Origin of the sequence: Micromonospora sp. WMMD1219 (assembly GCF_049315215.1) — a bacterium.
GTDB lineage: Bacteria > Actinomycetota > Actinomycetes > Mycobacteriales > Micromonosporaceae > Micromonospora > Micromonospora tulbaghiae.
Genome location: NZ_CP186057.1, coordinates 5,523,981 through 5,538,031, shown reverse-complemented (window position 1 = coordinate 5,538,031; position 14,051 = coordinate 5,523,981). Strand labels below are relative to the sequence as shown.

Annotated in this window: 18 protein-coding genes; 11 read left to right on the top strand and 7 right to left on the bottom strand. The window is 75.9% G+C overall.

Translation table 11 applies throughout. The features are described from left to right. Positions 1–64 precede the first annotated feature (64 nt). The 9 genes from ACN27C_RS25900 (at position 65) to ACN27C_RS25860 (ending at position 5,540) form a co-directional block, all read left to right on the top strand. Positions 65–517 (top strand): cysteine dioxygenase, encoded by a 453-nt coding sequence (locus ACN27C_RS25900; RefSeq protein ID WP_422748697.1) that lies wholly within the window; start codon positions 65–67, stop codon positions 515–517. A gap of 38 nt (positions 518–555) precedes the next feature. Next, positions 556–1,053, top strand: coding sequence for a rhodanese-like domain-containing protein (locus ACN27C_RS25895; RefSeq protein WP_393156050.1), 498 nt, complete (start codon positions 556–558; stop codon positions 1,051–1,053). 52 nt (positions 1,054–1,105) lie between these two features. Continuing rightward, positions 1,106–1,699 carry a winged helix-turn-helix domain-containing protein gene (locus ACN27C_RS25890; RefSeq protein WP_120570123.1) on the top strand — a complete coding sequence of 198 codons (594 nt, stop codon included), beginning with the start codon at positions 1,106–1,108 and terminating at the stop codon, positions 1,697–1,699. A 291-nt stretch (positions 1,700–1,990) separates the two neighbouring features. Further along, complete coding sequence (locus ACN27C_RS25885; RefSeq protein WP_120570122.1) at positions 1,991–2,602, top strand: winged helix-turn-helix domain-containing protein; 612 nt, start codon at positions 1,991–1,993, stop codon at positions 2,600–2,602. 98 nt (positions 2,603–2,700) lie between these two features. Beyond that, on the top strand, positions 2,701–3,330 hold the full coding sequence (locus tag ACN27C_RS25880) for a uridine kinase (RefSeq protein WP_422748694.1): 630 nt from the start codon (positions 2,701–2,703) through the stop codon (positions 3,328–3,330). A gap of 182 nt (positions 3,331–3,512) precedes the next feature. Next, on the top strand, positions 3,513–3,911 hold the full coding sequence (locus tag ACN27C_RS25875) for a TraR/DksA family transcriptional regulator (protein ID WP_013286049.1): 399 nt from the start codon (positions 3,513–3,515) through the stop codon (positions 3,909–3,911). A gap of 47 nt (positions 3,912–3,958) precedes the next feature. Then, on the top strand, positions 3,959–4,828 hold the full coding sequence (locus ACN27C_RS25870) for a DUF72 domain-containing protein (RefSeq protein ID WP_120570120.1): 870 nt from the start codon (positions 3,959–3,961) through the stop codon (positions 4,826–4,828). Between the two features lie 95 nt (positions 4,829–4,923). After that, a complete protein-coding gene (locus ACN27C_RS25865) occupies positions 4,924–5,106 on the top strand; it encodes a hypothetical protein (protein WP_013476990.1) in 183 nt (60 codons plus the stop codon). A gap of 5 nt (positions 5,107–5,111) precedes the next feature. Then, a complete protein-coding gene (locus tag ACN27C_RS25860) occupies positions 5,112–5,540 on the top strand; it encodes a DUF2267 domain-containing protein (protein WP_120573804.1) in 429 nt (142 codons plus the stop codon). Here ACN27C_RS25860 and ACN27C_RS25855 read toward each other — a convergent pair. Together ACN27C_RS25855 and ACN27C_RS25850 are read right to left on the bottom strand one after the other, a co-directional pair. Beyond that, a complete protein-coding gene (locus ACN27C_RS25855; RefSeq protein ID WP_422748691.1) occupies positions 5,525–6,334 on the bottom strand; it encodes a DUF72 domain-containing protein in 810 nt (269 codons plus the stop codon). The two genes, ACN27C_RS25860 and ACN27C_RS25855, sit on opposite strands and share 16 nt — an antisense overlap. Before the next feature lie 10 nt (positions 6,335–6,344). Then, a complete protein-coding gene (locus ACN27C_RS25850) occupies positions 6,345–7,088 on the bottom strand; it encodes a PIG-L deacetylase family protein (protein ID WP_422751674.1) in 744 nt (247 codons plus the stop codon). A gap of 185 nt (positions 7,089–7,273) precedes the next feature. On the opposite strand from ACN27C_RS25850, the gene ACN27C_RS25845 reads away from it, so the two are divergent. After that, entirely contained in the window at positions 7,274–7,576 is a 303-nt protein-coding gene (locus ACN27C_RS25845) for a hypothetical protein (protein WP_013476987.1), read from the top strand. A 3-nt stretch (positions 7,577–7,579) separates the two neighbouring features. After that, positions 7,580–8,857, top strand: a complete 1,278-nt coding sequence (locus ACN27C_RS25840; RefSeq protein ID WP_422748689.1) for a cupin domain-containing protein — start codon at positions 7,580–7,582, stop codon at positions 8,855–8,857. Positions 8,858–8,952: 95 nt separating this feature from the next. Here ACN27C_RS25840 and ACN27C_RS25835 read toward each other — a convergent pair whose 3' ends face one another. The 5 genes from ACN27C_RS25835 to ACN27C_RS25815 form a co-directional block, all read right to left on the bottom strand. Then, positions 8,953–9,624, bottom strand: coding sequence for a hypothetical protein (locus tag ACN27C_RS25835; RefSeq protein WP_120570115.1), 672 nt, complete (start codon positions 9,622–9,624; stop codon positions 8,953–8,955). Further along, the gene (locus ACN27C_RS25830) at positions 9,621–12,293 is read right to left on the bottom strand and encodes an FtsK/SpoIIIE domain-containing protein (protein WP_363606425.1); all 2,673 of its coding nucleotides are present in this window, start codon (positions 12,291–12,293) and stop codon (positions 9,621–9,623) included. The genes ACN27C_RS25835 and ACN27C_RS25830 overlap by 4 nt, the downstream gene beginning before the upstream one ends. Beyond that, positions 12,286–13,164, bottom strand: a complete 879-nt coding sequence (locus ACN27C_RS25825; protein WP_422748685.1) for a hypothetical protein — start codon at positions 13,162–13,164, stop codon at positions 12,286–12,288. The genes ACN27C_RS25830 and ACN27C_RS25825 overlap by 8 nt, the downstream gene beginning before the upstream one ends. Before the next feature lie 9 nt (positions 13,165–13,173). Beyond that, positions 13,174–13,434 carry a hypothetical protein gene (locus tag ACN27C_RS25820; RefSeq protein WP_091428014.1) on the bottom strand — a complete coding sequence of 87 codons (261 nt, stop codon included), beginning with the start codon at positions 13,432–13,434 and terminating at the stop codon, positions 13,174–13,176. A 186-nt stretch (positions 13,435–13,620) separates the two neighbouring features. Then, positions 13,621–13,998, bottom strand: coding sequence for a hypothetical protein (locus tag ACN27C_RS25815; protein ID WP_422748683.1), 378 nt, complete (start codon positions 13,996–13,998; stop codon positions 13,621–13,623). Between the last annotated feature and the right edge of the window lie 53 nt (positions 13,999–14,051).

Below are 14,051 nucleotides of genomic sequence, written 5' to 3'. Positions count from 1 at the left end.
CGATAGGCTTTACCGTCTAAGCTGGGGGAGCACATCCGCTCCGCACCGTGAGGACGTCCCGCCCATGACCAGCACCGTTCCCGCCGACCTGCTCGCCGTCGCCGCCCGCTGGGCCGACCCGGACGGCTGGCCGGTGCCGCTGCGCTTCGAGGCGTCCGAGCGGTGGTACGCCCGGCTGGACGCCGGCGACGAGCACGAGGTGTGGGCGCTGAGCTGGCTGCCCGGACAGGGCACCGACCTGCACGACCACGGCGGCTCGGCCGGCGCGTTCCTGGTCGTGGCCGGCGTGCTCACCGAGGAGACGGTGAGCGGCGGGCGGCTGCGCCCGCACTGGCTCGCCGCCGGCGCCGGCCGGCGCTTCGGCGTACGGCACGTGCACCAGGTCACCAACCACGGCGACGAGCCCGCCGTCAGCGTGCACGTGTACCGGCCGGCGCTGACCCGGATGACCCGCTACCACCTCGTCGCCGGCCGGCTCCGGGTCGCCGAGGTGGCCCGAGCCGGTGTGGCCTGGTGAGCCGCCCCCACAACCCCGACGAACGGAAGGACGCCACGATGGCGCAGCAGACCCCGACCACCGCGACCGAGCGCTGTCCGGTCCCGCCGCCCGGCTCGCGGGGCATCGACGAGATCCTCGCCACCGCCCGGGCCCGCCTGCGCCGCCTCGACCCGGAGCAGGCCCACCTGGCCTGCCGGGGCGGCGCGCTGCTGGTGGACATCCGCCCGGCCGCCCAGCGCGCCGCGCAGGGCACCGTGCCCGGCTCGCTCGTGGTCGAGCGCAACGTGCTGGAGTGGCGCTTCGACCCGCGCTGCGCGGCACGGCTGCCGCAGGCGACCGGCTACGACGTCCCGGTGATCGTGCTCTGCCAGGAGGGCTACACCTCGTCGCTGGCCGCCGCCGCGCTCCAGGACATCGGCCTGCACCGGGCCACCGACGTCGTCGGCGGCTTCGCCGCCTGGCAGATCGCCGGCCTGCCCACCCTCGGTCCCACCCCGCCGACCCGACCCTCGTCCGCCGCGCCCCCGGTCACCGCCGGCGGGGCGCTCCGCTGACCGTCCCGCCGCACCCGGCGGGGCGGGGCGACCGCCCGCACAGGAGGCTCCCATGTCCGTCGTCGCCCTCACCACCCGTCCGGCCCGATCGGGCCGCCCCGACCGGGCCGTGCCGCCCCGGCCGCGTACCGCACCGACGCTCACCATCACGCTCGACCTGGGTGCCGGGCCGCTGACGCCGGGCCTCGCGCGCCTGGTCGACCTGCTCGACGAACTCGCCGCATCCGGGGAGGGGCTGGCCGTGTCCGGCGAAGGACCGGCCGGACCGGACGACCGCCCGGCCGCCCGTACCGTGCTCGGCCTGCGCCGCGGCGACGCGCCCGCCCCCGCGGCGCCCGCCCCCGGCGGCGTGCGCATCCTCACCGGCACCCGGCGCGTCCACCACGGCGGCGCCGAGATCCCGCTGACCCGCATCGAGTACGACCTGCTGCTGTTCCTCACCGAACATCCCCGCCGGGTGTTCACCCGACTGCAACTTCTCGCGAACGTCTGGGGCTACGAGCACGCCGTGGCGCGCACCGTCGACGTCCACGTCCGCCGGCTGCGGGCCAAGTTCGGGCCGGACACGCCGCTGGTGACCACCGTGTACGGCGTGGGCTACCGCCTCGCCGACGACGCCGAGATCGTCGTCGACCGCGACGCCTGACCTCGGCCGACCGGCACGCGGCGCACCCGGACCCGGGGTGCGCCGCGTTCACGTCTGCCGCTGATCCGCCATTGTGAACCCCCGGGGAGACCCCCCGTACCACCGCGAAACGGTGCTCTGCTGTAATCAACGGGCCTCGCACGCAGAGCGAGCGCACGGCTGCGATGTGTTCGTCAAATGTCACATTCATGCAACGCGGCCGCCCCTTGACCCTCGCAGAGACGCCGGGAAGCATCGATGAAGCGGCGTCCCGGGCCGTGGGGAGATACCCGGACCAGCCCAAGGAGGACCATGTCGGTCAGCCCCGCCTCGTCGCGCGCCGGATGGCATACGTCCCAACCCGCGGTCCCCGGTCGTCCCCCCGGCGGCCAGCGCCGTCCCGCCAACACCGCCGCCGCGCCCATGCTCACCGTCACCCTCACCATCCCCCTGGCCTGCGAGGAGTCGCTCACCCCGGCCGCCCGCCGGCTGCTCGACGCCGCCCGCGAGATGCTCGAACGCGGCGACGCGGTGGTCAGCGCGGGCACGGTCCCGGCCGAACGCCGGCCCGACGCCGTCCCGGCCGGCCGCGCTCCGGCGCGCCCGCTCGCCCCGACCATCCCGACCCTGCACATCCTCGCGTCGTCCCGGTCGGTGCTGCGTGACGGCGAGCCGCTGCCGCTGACCCGTCTGGAGTTCGACCTGCTGCTGCACCTGGTCGCCCACCCGCGCCGGGTGTTCACCCGGCTGCAACTGCTCAACGCGGTCTGGGGGTACGAGCACGCCGGCGTCCGCACCGTCGACGTGCACGTGCGCCGGCTGCGCGGCAAGGTCGGCGTGGACGTCCCGCTCGTCACCACGGTCTACGGCGTCGGCTACCGGCTCGCCGACGACGCCCGGGTCACCATCGACCGCACCGGCTGACCACCGGGACCACCACCCGCCGACCGCCGCCGGACGGAGCCCCGACCGCCCGGAGCGATCATGTGGTGGCCCGCCCGCCCGCGCGGCAGGATGGTCCGATGCGCGTGCGCCCGATCAGCCCCGACCTGCTCGTCACCGAGCTGGCCGAGCGTCTCGCCCGCACCGGGACGCCCGGCCGGCTGCGGGTCGCCCTGGACGGCCCGCCCGCCGCCCGGCCGGACGCGCTCGCCGAGGCGCTCGTCGACCCGCTGCGCGCCGCCGGCCGGCCGGTGCTGCACGTGCGCGCCGGCGACTTCCTCCGCCCCGCCTCGGTGCGCCTGGAGCACGGCCGCACCAACCCGGACGCGTACTACGAGAGCTGGCTCGACGAACCGGGGCTGCGCCGCGAGGTGCTCGACCCGGCCGGTCCGGACGGCTCCGGCCGGCTGCTGCCGTCGCTGTGGGACGCCGCCGCCGACCGGGCCAGCCGCGCCGCGTACGTGGATCTGCCGCCCGGCGGGGTGGTGTTGGTCAGCGGCGCGCTGCTGCTCGGCGGCGCGCTGCCCTTCGACGTCACCGTCCACCTCGTGCTCTCCCCGGCGGCGCTCGCGCGGCGCACCGATCCCGCGCTGCGCTGGACCCTGCCCGCCTTCGCCCGCTACGCCGACGAGGTCGTCCCCGCGTCCTTCGCCGACGTGGTGGTCCGGGCCGACGACCCGCGTCGTCCGGCCCTCGTCGAGGCCGCCTGACCAGGGGCTGCGGACTCATCGGAAACACTCAGGAAACAGCCGGTTTGGCCCGCCGTGGGCGGGGGTAATCGCCCGGCTCACAGAGCACGGGTGATCTCGTCGCCCGCGCTCGCACAGTCGGACCGGGTCCGGGGCGCTGGCCGCCCCGGTCCGGTATGAGGACGTAGGAAAGGCAGGCAGCGATGCTCGTCCACGACACGACAGCCACCGGCCGCTCCCAGGCGGAGGTCGACCAGATCCGGCAGTCCCTGCGGTCGCGGTACGACGAGCTGACCGCCGAGTACGAGCAGACCGTGGCGCAGAGCCAGGTGCTGCGGCTGGTCGAGGTCGGCGACACCGCCGGCGACGACCAGGCCGACAGCGGCACCAAGACCGCCGAGCGGGACACCGCGCAGTCGCTGCTGCGGACCATCCTGGACCGGCGGGCCCAGTTCGAGCACGCGCTGACCCGCCTGGACGAGGGCACCTACGGCTTCTGCGAGGGCTGCACCGCGCCCATCCCGGTGGAGCGGCTGGAGATCTTCCCGTCCGCCACCTCCTGCGTGGCCTGCAAGCAGACCCGGGAGCGGCGGGCGGCCTGAACGCCGTTCCGGTTGCCGGTCGGTCCCCGACGCGGTGAACTGCCCCCATGGGTGACATCAAGGTGGGCACCGCCTCGTGGACCGACCGGACCCTGCTCGACTCCGGCTGGTACCCGGCGAGCGCCGACACGCCGGAGAAACGGCTGTCCTACTACGCCCGGCAGTTCCCGCTGGTCGAGGTGGACGCCACCTACTACTCGCCGCCGGCCGAGCGGACCGCCCGGCTGTGGGCCGAGCGCACCCCGGCCGGGTTCACGTTCAACGTCAAGGCGTTCAGCCTGCTGACCGGCCACCCCACCCGCGTCTCCGCGCTCTACAAGGACCTCCGCCCGGACACGGACAAGCGCAACGTCTACCCGGACGACCTGCCCGCGCAGGCGTACGAGGAGGTCTGGACCCGGTTCCTGTCCGCCCTCGACCCGCTCGTCGAGGCCGGCAAGCTGGGCGCGCTGCTGTTCCAGTTCCCGCCCTGGTTCACCATCAAGCGGGCCAACAAGCAGTACCTGCTGGAGGTGGAGCGGCGGTGCGCGCCGCTGCGCCCGGTCTTCGAGTTCCGGCACGCGTCCTGGTTCGACGGCGACAACGCCGAGGAGACGCTCGGGTTCCTGCGCGAGCACGAGCTGCCGTTCGTCTGCGTGGACATGCCGCAGGGACACAAGTCGTCCGTCCCGCCGGTGCTGGCGGCCACCGCGGACCTCGCGGTGGTCCGGTTCCACGGGCACAGCGACAAGTGGACCAGCAAGGACATCCACGAGAAGTTCGGCTACGACTACTCCAAGCGGGAACTGCGCGACTGGGCGCCGAAGCTGCGCGAGCTGGCCGGCCAGACCGGGCAGACGCACGTGCTGATGAACAACTGCTACCAGGACTACGCGCAGCGCAACGCCACCACACTCGCCGGCCTGCTGGACGCCTGAGCGCCTCACCCGGTACGGGTGAGGCCCGCTCACCCGCCCCCGGCGCAGCATGGACCGTGGGCGCCGGTTCGGGCGCCGCGACGAGGAGGTGGGTCATGACGGTACGGGTGGTGGCGGACCGACGCCGCGGTGGCGTACTGCACGTGGTCGGCAGCTCCGAGGCGGCACGGCGGGGCGAGCGGCCCGGCCGGTTCAGCCCGACCCGGCTGTGGCGGGGCCCCAGCGGTCCGCCGCGCCGCGCCGACGACCGACGCTGGGAGACCGAAGCACGGGGGTGAGCCCGATGGCCGAACAGCTGTTGTCCGCGTTCGAGTCCTCGCTGGACAAGACGAACGTGATCCTCAAGGAGATCGAGTCCGCGTACGGCTGGCCGAAGGAACGGCGCAACCAGTCCTACGCCGCGCTGCGTACCGTGCTGCACCTGCTGCGGGACCGGCTGCCGGTGCAGGAGAGCACCGAGTTCGCCCAGCAGTTGCCGGTGCTGGTGCGCGGGATCTACTTCGACGGCTGGCAGCCGGAGAACGTGCCGATCAAGCTCAACCGCGACGACTTCCTGTACGAGGTGCGCCAGGGCTTCCCGTACGACGCCGAGGGCGGCGCGCAGCGGGTGGTGCAGGTCGTGCTGGACACGCTGCGCCGGCACGTGACCCAGGGCGAGTGGGAGGACGTGAAGGCCACCATGCCGGGTGACCTGCGTCAGATGATTCCCTGATCCGGCACCGGCCCGGCCCGTCCCGCCCCCTCGGCGGGGCGGGCCGCGGGCGTCCGGGACACCGGCAGCCCGGCCCGCCGGGTCAGCCCGGCGAACGCGACCGCGTCGACGATCGCCGCGCCGCCCGGGTCGTTGTTGAAGTAGACGTACGCCGGCTCGCCGTCGCCGAACGCCCCGGCCAGCCGGCGCACCCAGCCGGCCAGCGCGCCGCGTCCGTAGCGCGGCCACTGCCGTGCCCGGCCCTCGTGCAGCCGCAGGTAACCGAAGTCGGTGGTGCGCCACAGCGGGGTGACCGGCCGGCTGAGCCGGTCGGCCCAGACCAGCGCCGCCCGGTGCCGCTCCAGCACCCGCCGGGTGTCGTCGGTCCACCACGACGGATGCCGCGGCTCCACCGCCACCCGCACGTCGGCGGGAAACCGGCGCAGCACGTCGGCCAGCGCGTCCGGGTCGGCGCGCAGCGTCGGCGGGAGCTGCACCAGCACCGGCCCCAGCCGGTCGCCCAGCCCGGACGCCCGGTCCAGGAACCGGGCCACCGGCTCGGCCGGGTCGCGCAGCCGCTTCACGTGGGTCAGGTAGCGGCTCATCTTCACCGCCACGCAGAAGTCGCCGGGCGTGCGCTCCCGCCACGCGACGAACGTGTCCCGCTCGGGCAGCCGGTAGAACGCGTTGTTCACCTCGACGGTGGCGAACCGCGAGGCGAAGTGCTCCAGCCAGCGCCGCTGCGGCAGCCCGGCCGGGTAGAACCGCTCCCGCCAGTCCCGGTACTGCCAGCCCGACGTGCCGACCAGGAACATCGCCGCAGCCCTACTGGAGGTTGATCGGGAAGACCTCGAACGTGGCGCCGAACCGCGCGCCGAGCCGGCGCCCGGCCGGCCGGGCCATGCCCTCCAGGAACTCCTCGGCGTCGAAGCTGCCGTCGCCGAGCCCGCTCAGGTACGCCCCGTGCGCCCGCAGCGACGCCACGCCCCGCTCGAACGTGTCGCTCACGTCCACCCCGTGCCGGGCTGCCGGCGATCCGGCCGCCCACACCTCGCGCACCCGCGACCACGGCTGGACGCCGTCGGTGAGCTGCTCCGGGAAGATCCACCGGTTGCCGGCGTCGCGGACCGCGTCCAGCGTGGCCCGGCCGCAGGCGATGTGGTCGGCCTGGTTCAGCGCGTACGCACCGTCCCAGGTCTCCCGGAAGTTGTTCGTCAGCACCACGTCCGGCCGGTGCCGGCGCACCACGGCGGCGATCGCCCGGCGCAGCGGCACGCCGTACTCCAGCAGCCCGTCGGGCAGGCCGAGGAACTCGACGGCCGACACCCCGACCACGGCGGCGGAGGCGCGCTGCTCCTCCTCGCGCACCACCCGGGCGCGCTCCGGCGACATCCCGTCGATGCCCGCCTCGCCGCTGGTGAGCAGGCAGTAGACGACCTCCTTGCCCTGCCCGGTCCAGCGGGCCACCGCGGCGGCGGCGCCGAACTCCAGGTCGTCGGGGTGTGCCACCACGGCGAGCGCCCGCTGCCAGTCCTCGGTCAGCGGGGTGAGCGGCTCCGGCTGCGTCACGTACGTCTCCTCGCGTCGTCCTCCCGCCATCCTGGCATCCACCCGTCCCGGCCGCTTGCCCCGCGAACCGCCCGTACGGCGGCGTCCGGGCGTCTACGGTGTGGTTAGAGAAGATCGGGCGTGGGGTACCACCCGCTGCACACGGACCCCGGCACCACGCGGGGCGGCACACCGAGGGAGCACCCATGGCATTGAACGACGACGACATCCAGAGCAGCGGCGGCAGCGGCCTGGAGGGCCCGGCCGACGGCGGTGCCACCCCGGGTCAGCACGACGGTGGCGCGGACGGCGGCGCGGAGGGTCCGGCCGACGGCGGCGCGACCCCGGGTCAGCACGACGGTGGCGCGGACGGCGGCGCGGAGGGTCCGGCCGACGGCGGCGCGACCCCGGGTCAGCACGACGGTGGCGCGGACGGCAGCGCGGAGGGTCCGGCCGACGGCGGCGCGACCCCCGGCCAGCGCGACGGCGGCGCCGACGGCAGCGCCTGACACATGAGCACCACGCACGTCGACCCGCCGGGTGGCCACGGCCGCCCGGCGGTTCCGTTCTCCGCGACCGAGGCGCTGGCCCGGTGCGTGGCGGTGGAGCCGGCCAAGTTCGCCGCCGACCACTGGGGGCGCAGCCCGCTGCTGTCCCGCGCCGCCGAACTGCCCAACCCGGAGGGCTTCACCGACCTGCTCAGCCCCGCCGACGCCGACGAGCTGCTCAGCCGCCGCGGCCTGCGTACCCCGTTCCTGCGGGTCGCGAAGGACGGCCAGCTCGTGCCGGCGGCGCGGTTCACCGGCGGCGGTGGCGCCGGCGCCGAGATCGGCGACCAGGTCCTCGACGAGAAGGTGCTGGCGCTGTACGCCGACGGTGCGACGCTGGTGTTGCAGGGCCTGCACCGCACCTGGCCGGCGCTCGTCGACTTCGCCCGCGACCTGGGCACCGCGCTGGCCCAGCCGTTGCAGGTGAACGCCTACCTGACCCCGGCCGGCAGTCAGGGCTTCGCCACCCACTACGACACGCACGACGTGTTCGTGCTCCAGGTGGACGGGCGCAAGCACTGGCGGATCCACCCGCCGGTGCTGGCCGACCCGCTGGAGCGCCAGCCCTGGGGCGGCCGGGCCGACGAGGTCTCCGCGACCGCCGACGGGCGCCCCGAGCTGGACGTCGTGCTCGAACCGGGTGACGCGCTCTACCTGCCGCGCGGCTGGCTGCACAGCGCCCAGGCGCAGGAGTCCAGCTCACTGCACCTGACCGTGGGCATCCGGGCGCTGACCCGGTACGCCGTGGTCGAGGAACTGCTCGCGCTCGCCGCCGAGGACGCGCGGCTGCGCGCGAGCCTGCCGTTCGGGCTCGACCTGGCCGACCCGGACGCGATCGAGCCGGAGCTGACCGAGACCGTCGAGGCGCTGCGCGACTGGCTGCTGCGGGCCGACCCGGCGGCGGTGGCCGGCCGGCTGCGCGCCCGGGTCTGGCCGGCCGCCCGCCCGGCGCCGATCCGGCCGCTGGCGCAGGCGCAGGCGCTGGCCCGGCTCACGGCGGACAGCGAGGTGGCGGTGCGCGGCGGCCTGCGCTGGCAGCTCACCCCGGCCGCCGGCGGACGGGTCACGCTGCGCGTGCCCGACCGGACGCTCACGCTGCCCAGCACCTGCGAGGCGGCGCTGCGCGCGCTGCTCACCGGCGAGGTGACGCGGGTCGGTGACCTGCCCGGCCTCGACGACGACGCCGACCGCCTGGTGCTGGCCCGCCGCCTCCTGAAGGAGGCCGTCCTGACCCCCGCCTGACGGGCGCGATCATGAGGTTGACCGGCGGCGCGACGGCGTGTCGCGCCGCCAACCTCATGATCGACGGCCGGAGAGGGGGGCGTGGGGAGGGGTGGTCAGCGGGTGTAGGTCACTGTCAGCAGGAGCAGGGTCGTGACCAGGCCGGAGGCGGCCACCAGGATCATCGGGCGCGGGGTCAGCACCGCGTGGCGGCGGTCGGCCAGCAGCCGGGCCGGCGCCAGCCCGATCACCGGGCCGAGCAGCGTCACCACCAGCGCCAGCACCGGCAGGCCCACCGCCAGGTCACCGCTGGAACCGGCGGCCAGCGCCCGCGCACCCACCCCCAGCGCGTACGCCACCAGCGCCCCGCCGATCCCGCACGCGACCAGCAGCGGGTTCACCGAGCCGGGCAGCTCACCCGGCGCCCCGGTGCGGTCCAGCAGCTCCCGGACCGCCCGCAGCAGTGGCACCGGATCACCGGCGGCGCCGCGTACCGGGCCCGGCGGGTCACCGAGCCGCCGGGCGCCCATGCCCAGCCGCGCCCGCAACTGCGCCCACAGGTGAGTGACCTCGCCGTCGACGCGCTCCACCAGCCGGGACGCCTCGGCCACCTCCGCCTCGGCCTGCCGCACCTGCTCCTCCGCCTCGGCCACCGCCCGGCCGGCGGCGGCCACCTGCTGGGCGTACCAGGTGTGCGCCTCGGCCCGCTGGGCGGACACCCGGGCGGTCAGCTCGGCGAGCCGGCGGATCTGCGCGTTGTACGTCTCACTGGCAACCGGTTCGTTCATCGGGAGGGACCATAAGGGATGATCACCTGTCCGGTGCGGTGCACCGCCCGGTCGAAGTACAGACCGCGCCACGGCCGGGGATACCAGTCCGGCCCGCCGCTGCCCGGATACAGCGAGGAGCCCAGCTCACCACCCTGCACGTCCAGCGCCACCCAGGCGCCGATCTGATCCGTGCGCGCGCCCGCGCCGCCCAGGTCCACCCGCATCCGGGCCACTCCACGCCACCACGCCAGCACGTGCGTACGCCGTTCCGGCCCGTCGTGCAGGATCCGGCGCAACTGCTCCAGCCCGGTCCGCGTACCGGCCTTGCCGGCGAGCGCCGCGGCCGCCGCGTCCACCGCGTACAGCAGCAGGAAGTGCGGGGTACGCGCCGCACCCGGCGCGCCCAGCCCATCACCCACCTCGGCCATCAGCTCCGGCACCGTCTCCTCGTCGTACCAGGAGGCGTCGCCTTCCAGGTCCTCGTAGAGGGCGCGGGCGGCCGGGTCGGCGTCCGGGTCCAGGCAGGCGATCGAGAACCGGGCGGTGCCGGGCCGGTACTGCCGGGCCAGCGACCGGGCGGCGGCGTCGAGCACCGCGCACGCCTCGTCCACCCGGGTGCCCAGCACGGCGAGGTTGCGACCCGGCGCGCGGGGCAGCCGCAGCGCCGCCGAGCGGGCCTGCACGTCGATGATCTCGCCGAGCAGCGCCACCGGGCTGCGCGGCACGCCCTGCTCCGGCGCGGTCAGCGCGCGGAAGTCCGGCGCGTCGGCCAGCTTCGGGATCGCGTCGCCGTCGAACAGCCGGGCCGGCGCGGCGTCCTGCGGGCGCATCCGCCACAGCCGGTGCTGAAGCTCGCTCCACGTCTCCCAGTCGCTGGCCGACGGGATCCGGGCCACCTCGTTCCCCTCGGCCAGGCCCGACTCGGCGTTGATCACCGCGTGGTGGCGGGGCAGCGACTGCGCCGCGTCGTTGCGCTCGGCCAGGATGCGCAGCGCCTTCGGCAGCGCGATCCGCAGCGTGAACTGGGCGACGAGCGCGGGCCGGCCCCACAGCGCCTCGATGCCGCGCACGTCCTGCGAGGCGAGCACCAGGTGGATGCCCTGCGACCGGCCGCGCCGGGCCAGGTCCTCCAGCAGGTCGGCGGCCTCCCGGGCGACCACGTCCCGGCCGGCGAGCAGCGCCTGGAACTCGTCGACCACAGCCACGATGCGCGGCCAGTGCCCCGCCGGGTCCACCGCGCGCAGCTCCGCCAGCTTGGTGACCTCGTGCTTCTTCGCCGCGTCGGCGCGGCGGCGCAGTTCCTCGGCGAGGAAGCGCAGCAGCGCCAGCCCGAACTCCCGGTCGGTGTTCACGTTGATGCCGACCAGCCGCATGTGCGGCAGCCAGCTCGGATCGCGGCGGCCCTGCGCGAACCGGGCGAAGGACACACCCTCCTTGAAGTCCAGGAGATAGAACTCCAGCTCGGCGGGGGAGTAGCGGGCGGCGAGCGCGCCGATCCAGGCGAAGATCAGATTCGTCTTGCCGGTGCCGGACGGGCCGCCGATCAACGCGTGCGGCGGGTAGTCGCCGAGCGTGAGCAGCACCTGCCGCCCGTGCGGGCCCTCGCCGACCGGCGCGCTGAGCCCGTGCGCCGAGTCCTCCCGCCAGTACTCGTCCGGCGGCGGGAGCAGGTCGGTGAACGGCGTCGGCGGCGGGCCGGCGGCCACCCGGGAGGCGACGGTGCGGCACGTCTCGGTGACCAGGGCGGGCGGCGGCGGCGCGTCGAGCACCACCGGCAGCCCGGCCACCCGGGCGTCGTCCCGCTCCACCGTGATCCGGGTGACGGTCGGGTCGTCCGGCAGCTCGATGCCGCGGACCACCAGGTGCACGCCGCAGGCCGCGCCGGTACGTACCACCCGGTCGAGCTGGCCGCGCTCGTGCCGGGACAGCTCGTCGCCGCCGAGCAGCACCGCCACCCGCCACGGCTCCGGGCGGCGCCCGGTCGCGGCGGCCAGTTCGCGCAGCGAGCCGTACTCACCGGCGAGCACCGTGGCGTTGATCCGGCGGATCTGCTCCACCAGGTCGTCCAGCAGCCGGCCCAGCCCGCCCGGCCCGACGAACGTGAGCAGCCCGGCCGTGCCGAGCGGCGCGAACCCGGCCAGGCCGCCGCCCAGGTGTTCCGGGTCGTACCCGTAGAGCCGCACCGCGCCCGGGTCGGCCCGCCCGACCGAGCGCAGCAGCAGCGCGGGCACCACGGCGGCCAGCCCGTCCCGGTCGCCGCCGGCCAGGTGCGCGTGCCCGGCGTCCAGCAGCGGGACCAGCGCCGGCACCGGTTCGGCGCCGTCGAGGCGTACCGTGCCGACGCGCAACGCGCCGGGCGGCTCGGACCGGCCGGCGGGCGTGGCCTGCCAGCGGTCCCAGGGCGCGGACGCCGCGCCGGGCGCCTCCCGCTGTGCCGCGGCGGCGGCCCGGCGGGCCAGCTCGGCGAGGCGTGCGGTGTGCCGGGCGTCGATCTCGGCCAGGCGCCGGTCGCGGGCCGCGCCCACCCGGGCGGGCACCGCGGCGGCGGCCTTGCGGGTACGGGCCAGCCGGTCCCGCCCGGCGGCCAGCTCGGCCTCGGCGGCGGTGAGCCGGGTACGGGTGGCGCCCAGGGCCTCGGAGAGCATCCCCCGGACCCGCGTCACGAGTTGAGCGCGGACGTCAGCCACGGGACGGCTCCCGATCGTCGGTGTCCTTGGGCAGGTCCCGGCCGAGCCGGTCGAGCAGTACGCCGGCGAGCACGCCCGCGGTGACCGCCGGGTCGGCCGCGTGCGGCTGCTCCGCGTCGTCGTCGCGGCGCGGCGGGGGCATCCGGCACACCCGGGTCAGCAACGTGTCCAGCACCGGCCGCGGCAGCCCGGGCAGCAGGTCGCGGACCCGGGAGTCCAGCGCCCCGCGCAGCCGGGGCAGGTCGTCCGCGCGGGGCGGATGGCCGAGCAGCTCACCGGCCAGCTCGCGCAGCAGCGGCGGGGTGATCGCGGCCAGCCCCAGCCCCACGTCGGCGTGCGCCCGGCGCAACTCGCGGTGCAGCCGGTCCCGGTCGCCGGAGCGGATCCCGGCCACCACCCGGCGCAGCAGATCGTGGGAGTCCTCGACGCGCTCGTCCGGCTCGTCCGGCGCGCCCTCCCGGCCGCCGGTCAGCTCCGCCACCCGCACCGCCCACCAGCGCCGTACCGCCGGCTGCTCACCCGGTTCGGCGGCCGGGCCCGGCGCGGGCGGGTCCTCGCCGCGAGGCGTGTCGTGCCGGGGCGGCCGCTCACCCGGCGGCGCCGGCCGCGCGCCGTCCGGCGACAGCCCGATCGCGGCCAGGTACGCGGTGAGCTGCTCCTGCGCCACACGCAGCGCGTAGCCCGCGGTCTCGGCGTGCTCGGTGGCCGAGGACAGCTCCGGCACCCCCATCGGGTCGGACGACTCCTGGCGCACCCAGCGCAGCCGCTCCTGCGCCTGGCCGAGCTTCTCCAGCGCGGCGGCGAGCTGTGCCAGCGGCAGTTCCTCGGCGGCGGCGCGCACCTGCGCGCCGATGTCCTCGACGATGGACACAGGCCGGCCTCAGAGCGTCGCGACGTAGATCTGAGCCTGCTCCACCGCGACGAGTGTCGCGGCCAGACACTCCTCCAACTCCTGGCCGGCCTGTGTCAACGAGGCCTGGGCCGCCTCGACCGTCTCGTGGCCGCTGCCCTCCAGCGCGCCGGCCAGCGTCTGCTGCGCCTCGGCCAGCTTCTCGCCGGCCGCCTGCACCGCTGTCTGGCCGTCACCGATCTGCTGGAGAGCGACATCGATGGCGGCCTTCAGCTCGGCGACGCTCGCCACGGGGACCTCCTGGGGGCGGAAGAGATCTCCATTACAACCCATCCCGGCGGGTGGACGAACATCCACCCTCGCGGCGTTGCGGCCCCGGTGTCCGGTTCCGGCCCTGACGTGCGCGAAGAGTCCGGCACACGGGATCGGGCAGTCCCGCCGGCGGACTCCTCGGTCCTGCTGACGGGACCGGCTGACCTAGCGGACCAGCCAGCGCGGGCCGCGGACCTCCGCGCCCAGCGCGGCCACCCGCTCGCGCAGCTCCCGGTCGGCGGTGACCACCACCCGCCGCCGGTCCGGCGCGGCGGCGACCAGCTCGACCATCGTGTCGTCGCCGGAGCCGGGCGCGGAGACGACCTCCACGCCGGGCGCGGGCGCCACGTGCCGGGCCGCGCCCTCCACCACCAGCACCACCTGCACCGGCGGCGGCAGCTCCGGCGGCACCCCCGCCTCCCCGACGGGCGCCAGCGCGTCGCGCAGCCGGACCGCCGCGCCGGCCCGGTCCCGCCACCAGCCGTCCGGGCGCGAGCCCACCACGTTCGCGCCGTCCACGATCAGCAGCGGTCTGCTCTCCATGCCCCCAGCCTGCCATCCGGTCGCGTTTGTCGCGCCGACCGCCGGGTAGCCAC

Bases quoted from the DNA above. Each gene is read 5' to 3' on its own strand.
- ACN27C_RS25900 (WP_422748697.1), top strand. From the start codon at position 65: ATGACCAGCACCGTTCCCGCCGACCTGCTCGCCGTCGCCGCCCGCTGG.
- ACN27C_RS25865 (WP_013476990.1), top strand. From the start codon at position 4,924: ATGACGGTACGGGTGGTGGCGGACCGACGCCGCGGTGGCGTACTGCAC.
- ACN27C_RS25855 (WP_422748691.1), bottom strand. From the start codon at position 6,334: ATGTTCCTGGTCGGCACGTCGGGCTGGCAGTACCGGGACTGGCGGGAG.
- ACN27C_RS25895 (WP_393156050.1), top strand. From the start codon at position 556: ATGGCGCAGCAGACCCCGACCACCGCGACCGAGCGCTGTCCGGTCCCG.
- ACN27C_RS25815 (WP_422748683.1), bottom strand. From the start codon at position 13,998: ATGGAGAGCAGACCGCTGCTGATCGTGGACGGCGCGAACGTGGTGGGC.
- ACN27C_RS25890 (WP_120570123.1), top strand. From the start codon at position 1,106: ATGTCCGTCGTCGCCCTCACCACCCGTCCGGCCCGATCGGGCCGCCCC.
- ACN27C_RS25885 (WP_120570122.1), top strand. From the start codon at position 1,991: ATGTCGGTCAGCCCCGCCTCGTCGCGCGCCGGATGGCATACGTCCCAA.
- ACN27C_RS25835 (WP_120570115.1), bottom strand. From the start codon at position 9,624: ATGAACGAACCGGTTGCCAGTGAGACGTACAACGCGCAGATCCGCCGG.
- ACN27C_RS25875 (WP_013286049.1), top strand. From the start codon at position 3,513: ATGCTCGTCCACGACACGACAGCCACCGGCCGCTCCCAGGCGGAGGTC.
- ACN27C_RS25840 (WP_422748689.1), top strand. From the start codon at position 7,580: ATGAGCACCACGCACGTCGACCCGCCGGGTGGCCACGGCCGCCCGGCG.
- ACN27C_RS25880 (WP_422748694.1), top strand. From the start codon at position 2,701: ATGCGCGTGCGCCCGATCAGCCCCGACCTGCTCGTCACCGAGCTGGCC.
- ACN27C_RS25870 (WP_120570120.1), top strand. From the start codon at position 3,959: ATGGGTGACATCAAGGTGGGCACCGCCTCGTGGACCGACCGGACCCTG.
- ACN27C_RS25860 (WP_120573804.1), top strand. From the start codon at position 5,112: ATGGCCGAACAGCTGTTGTCCGCGTTCGAGTCCTCGCTGGACAAGACG.
- ACN27C_RS25845 (WP_013476987.1), top strand. From the start codon at position 7,274: ATGGCATTGAACGACGACGACATCCAGAGCAGCGGCGGCAGCGGCCTG.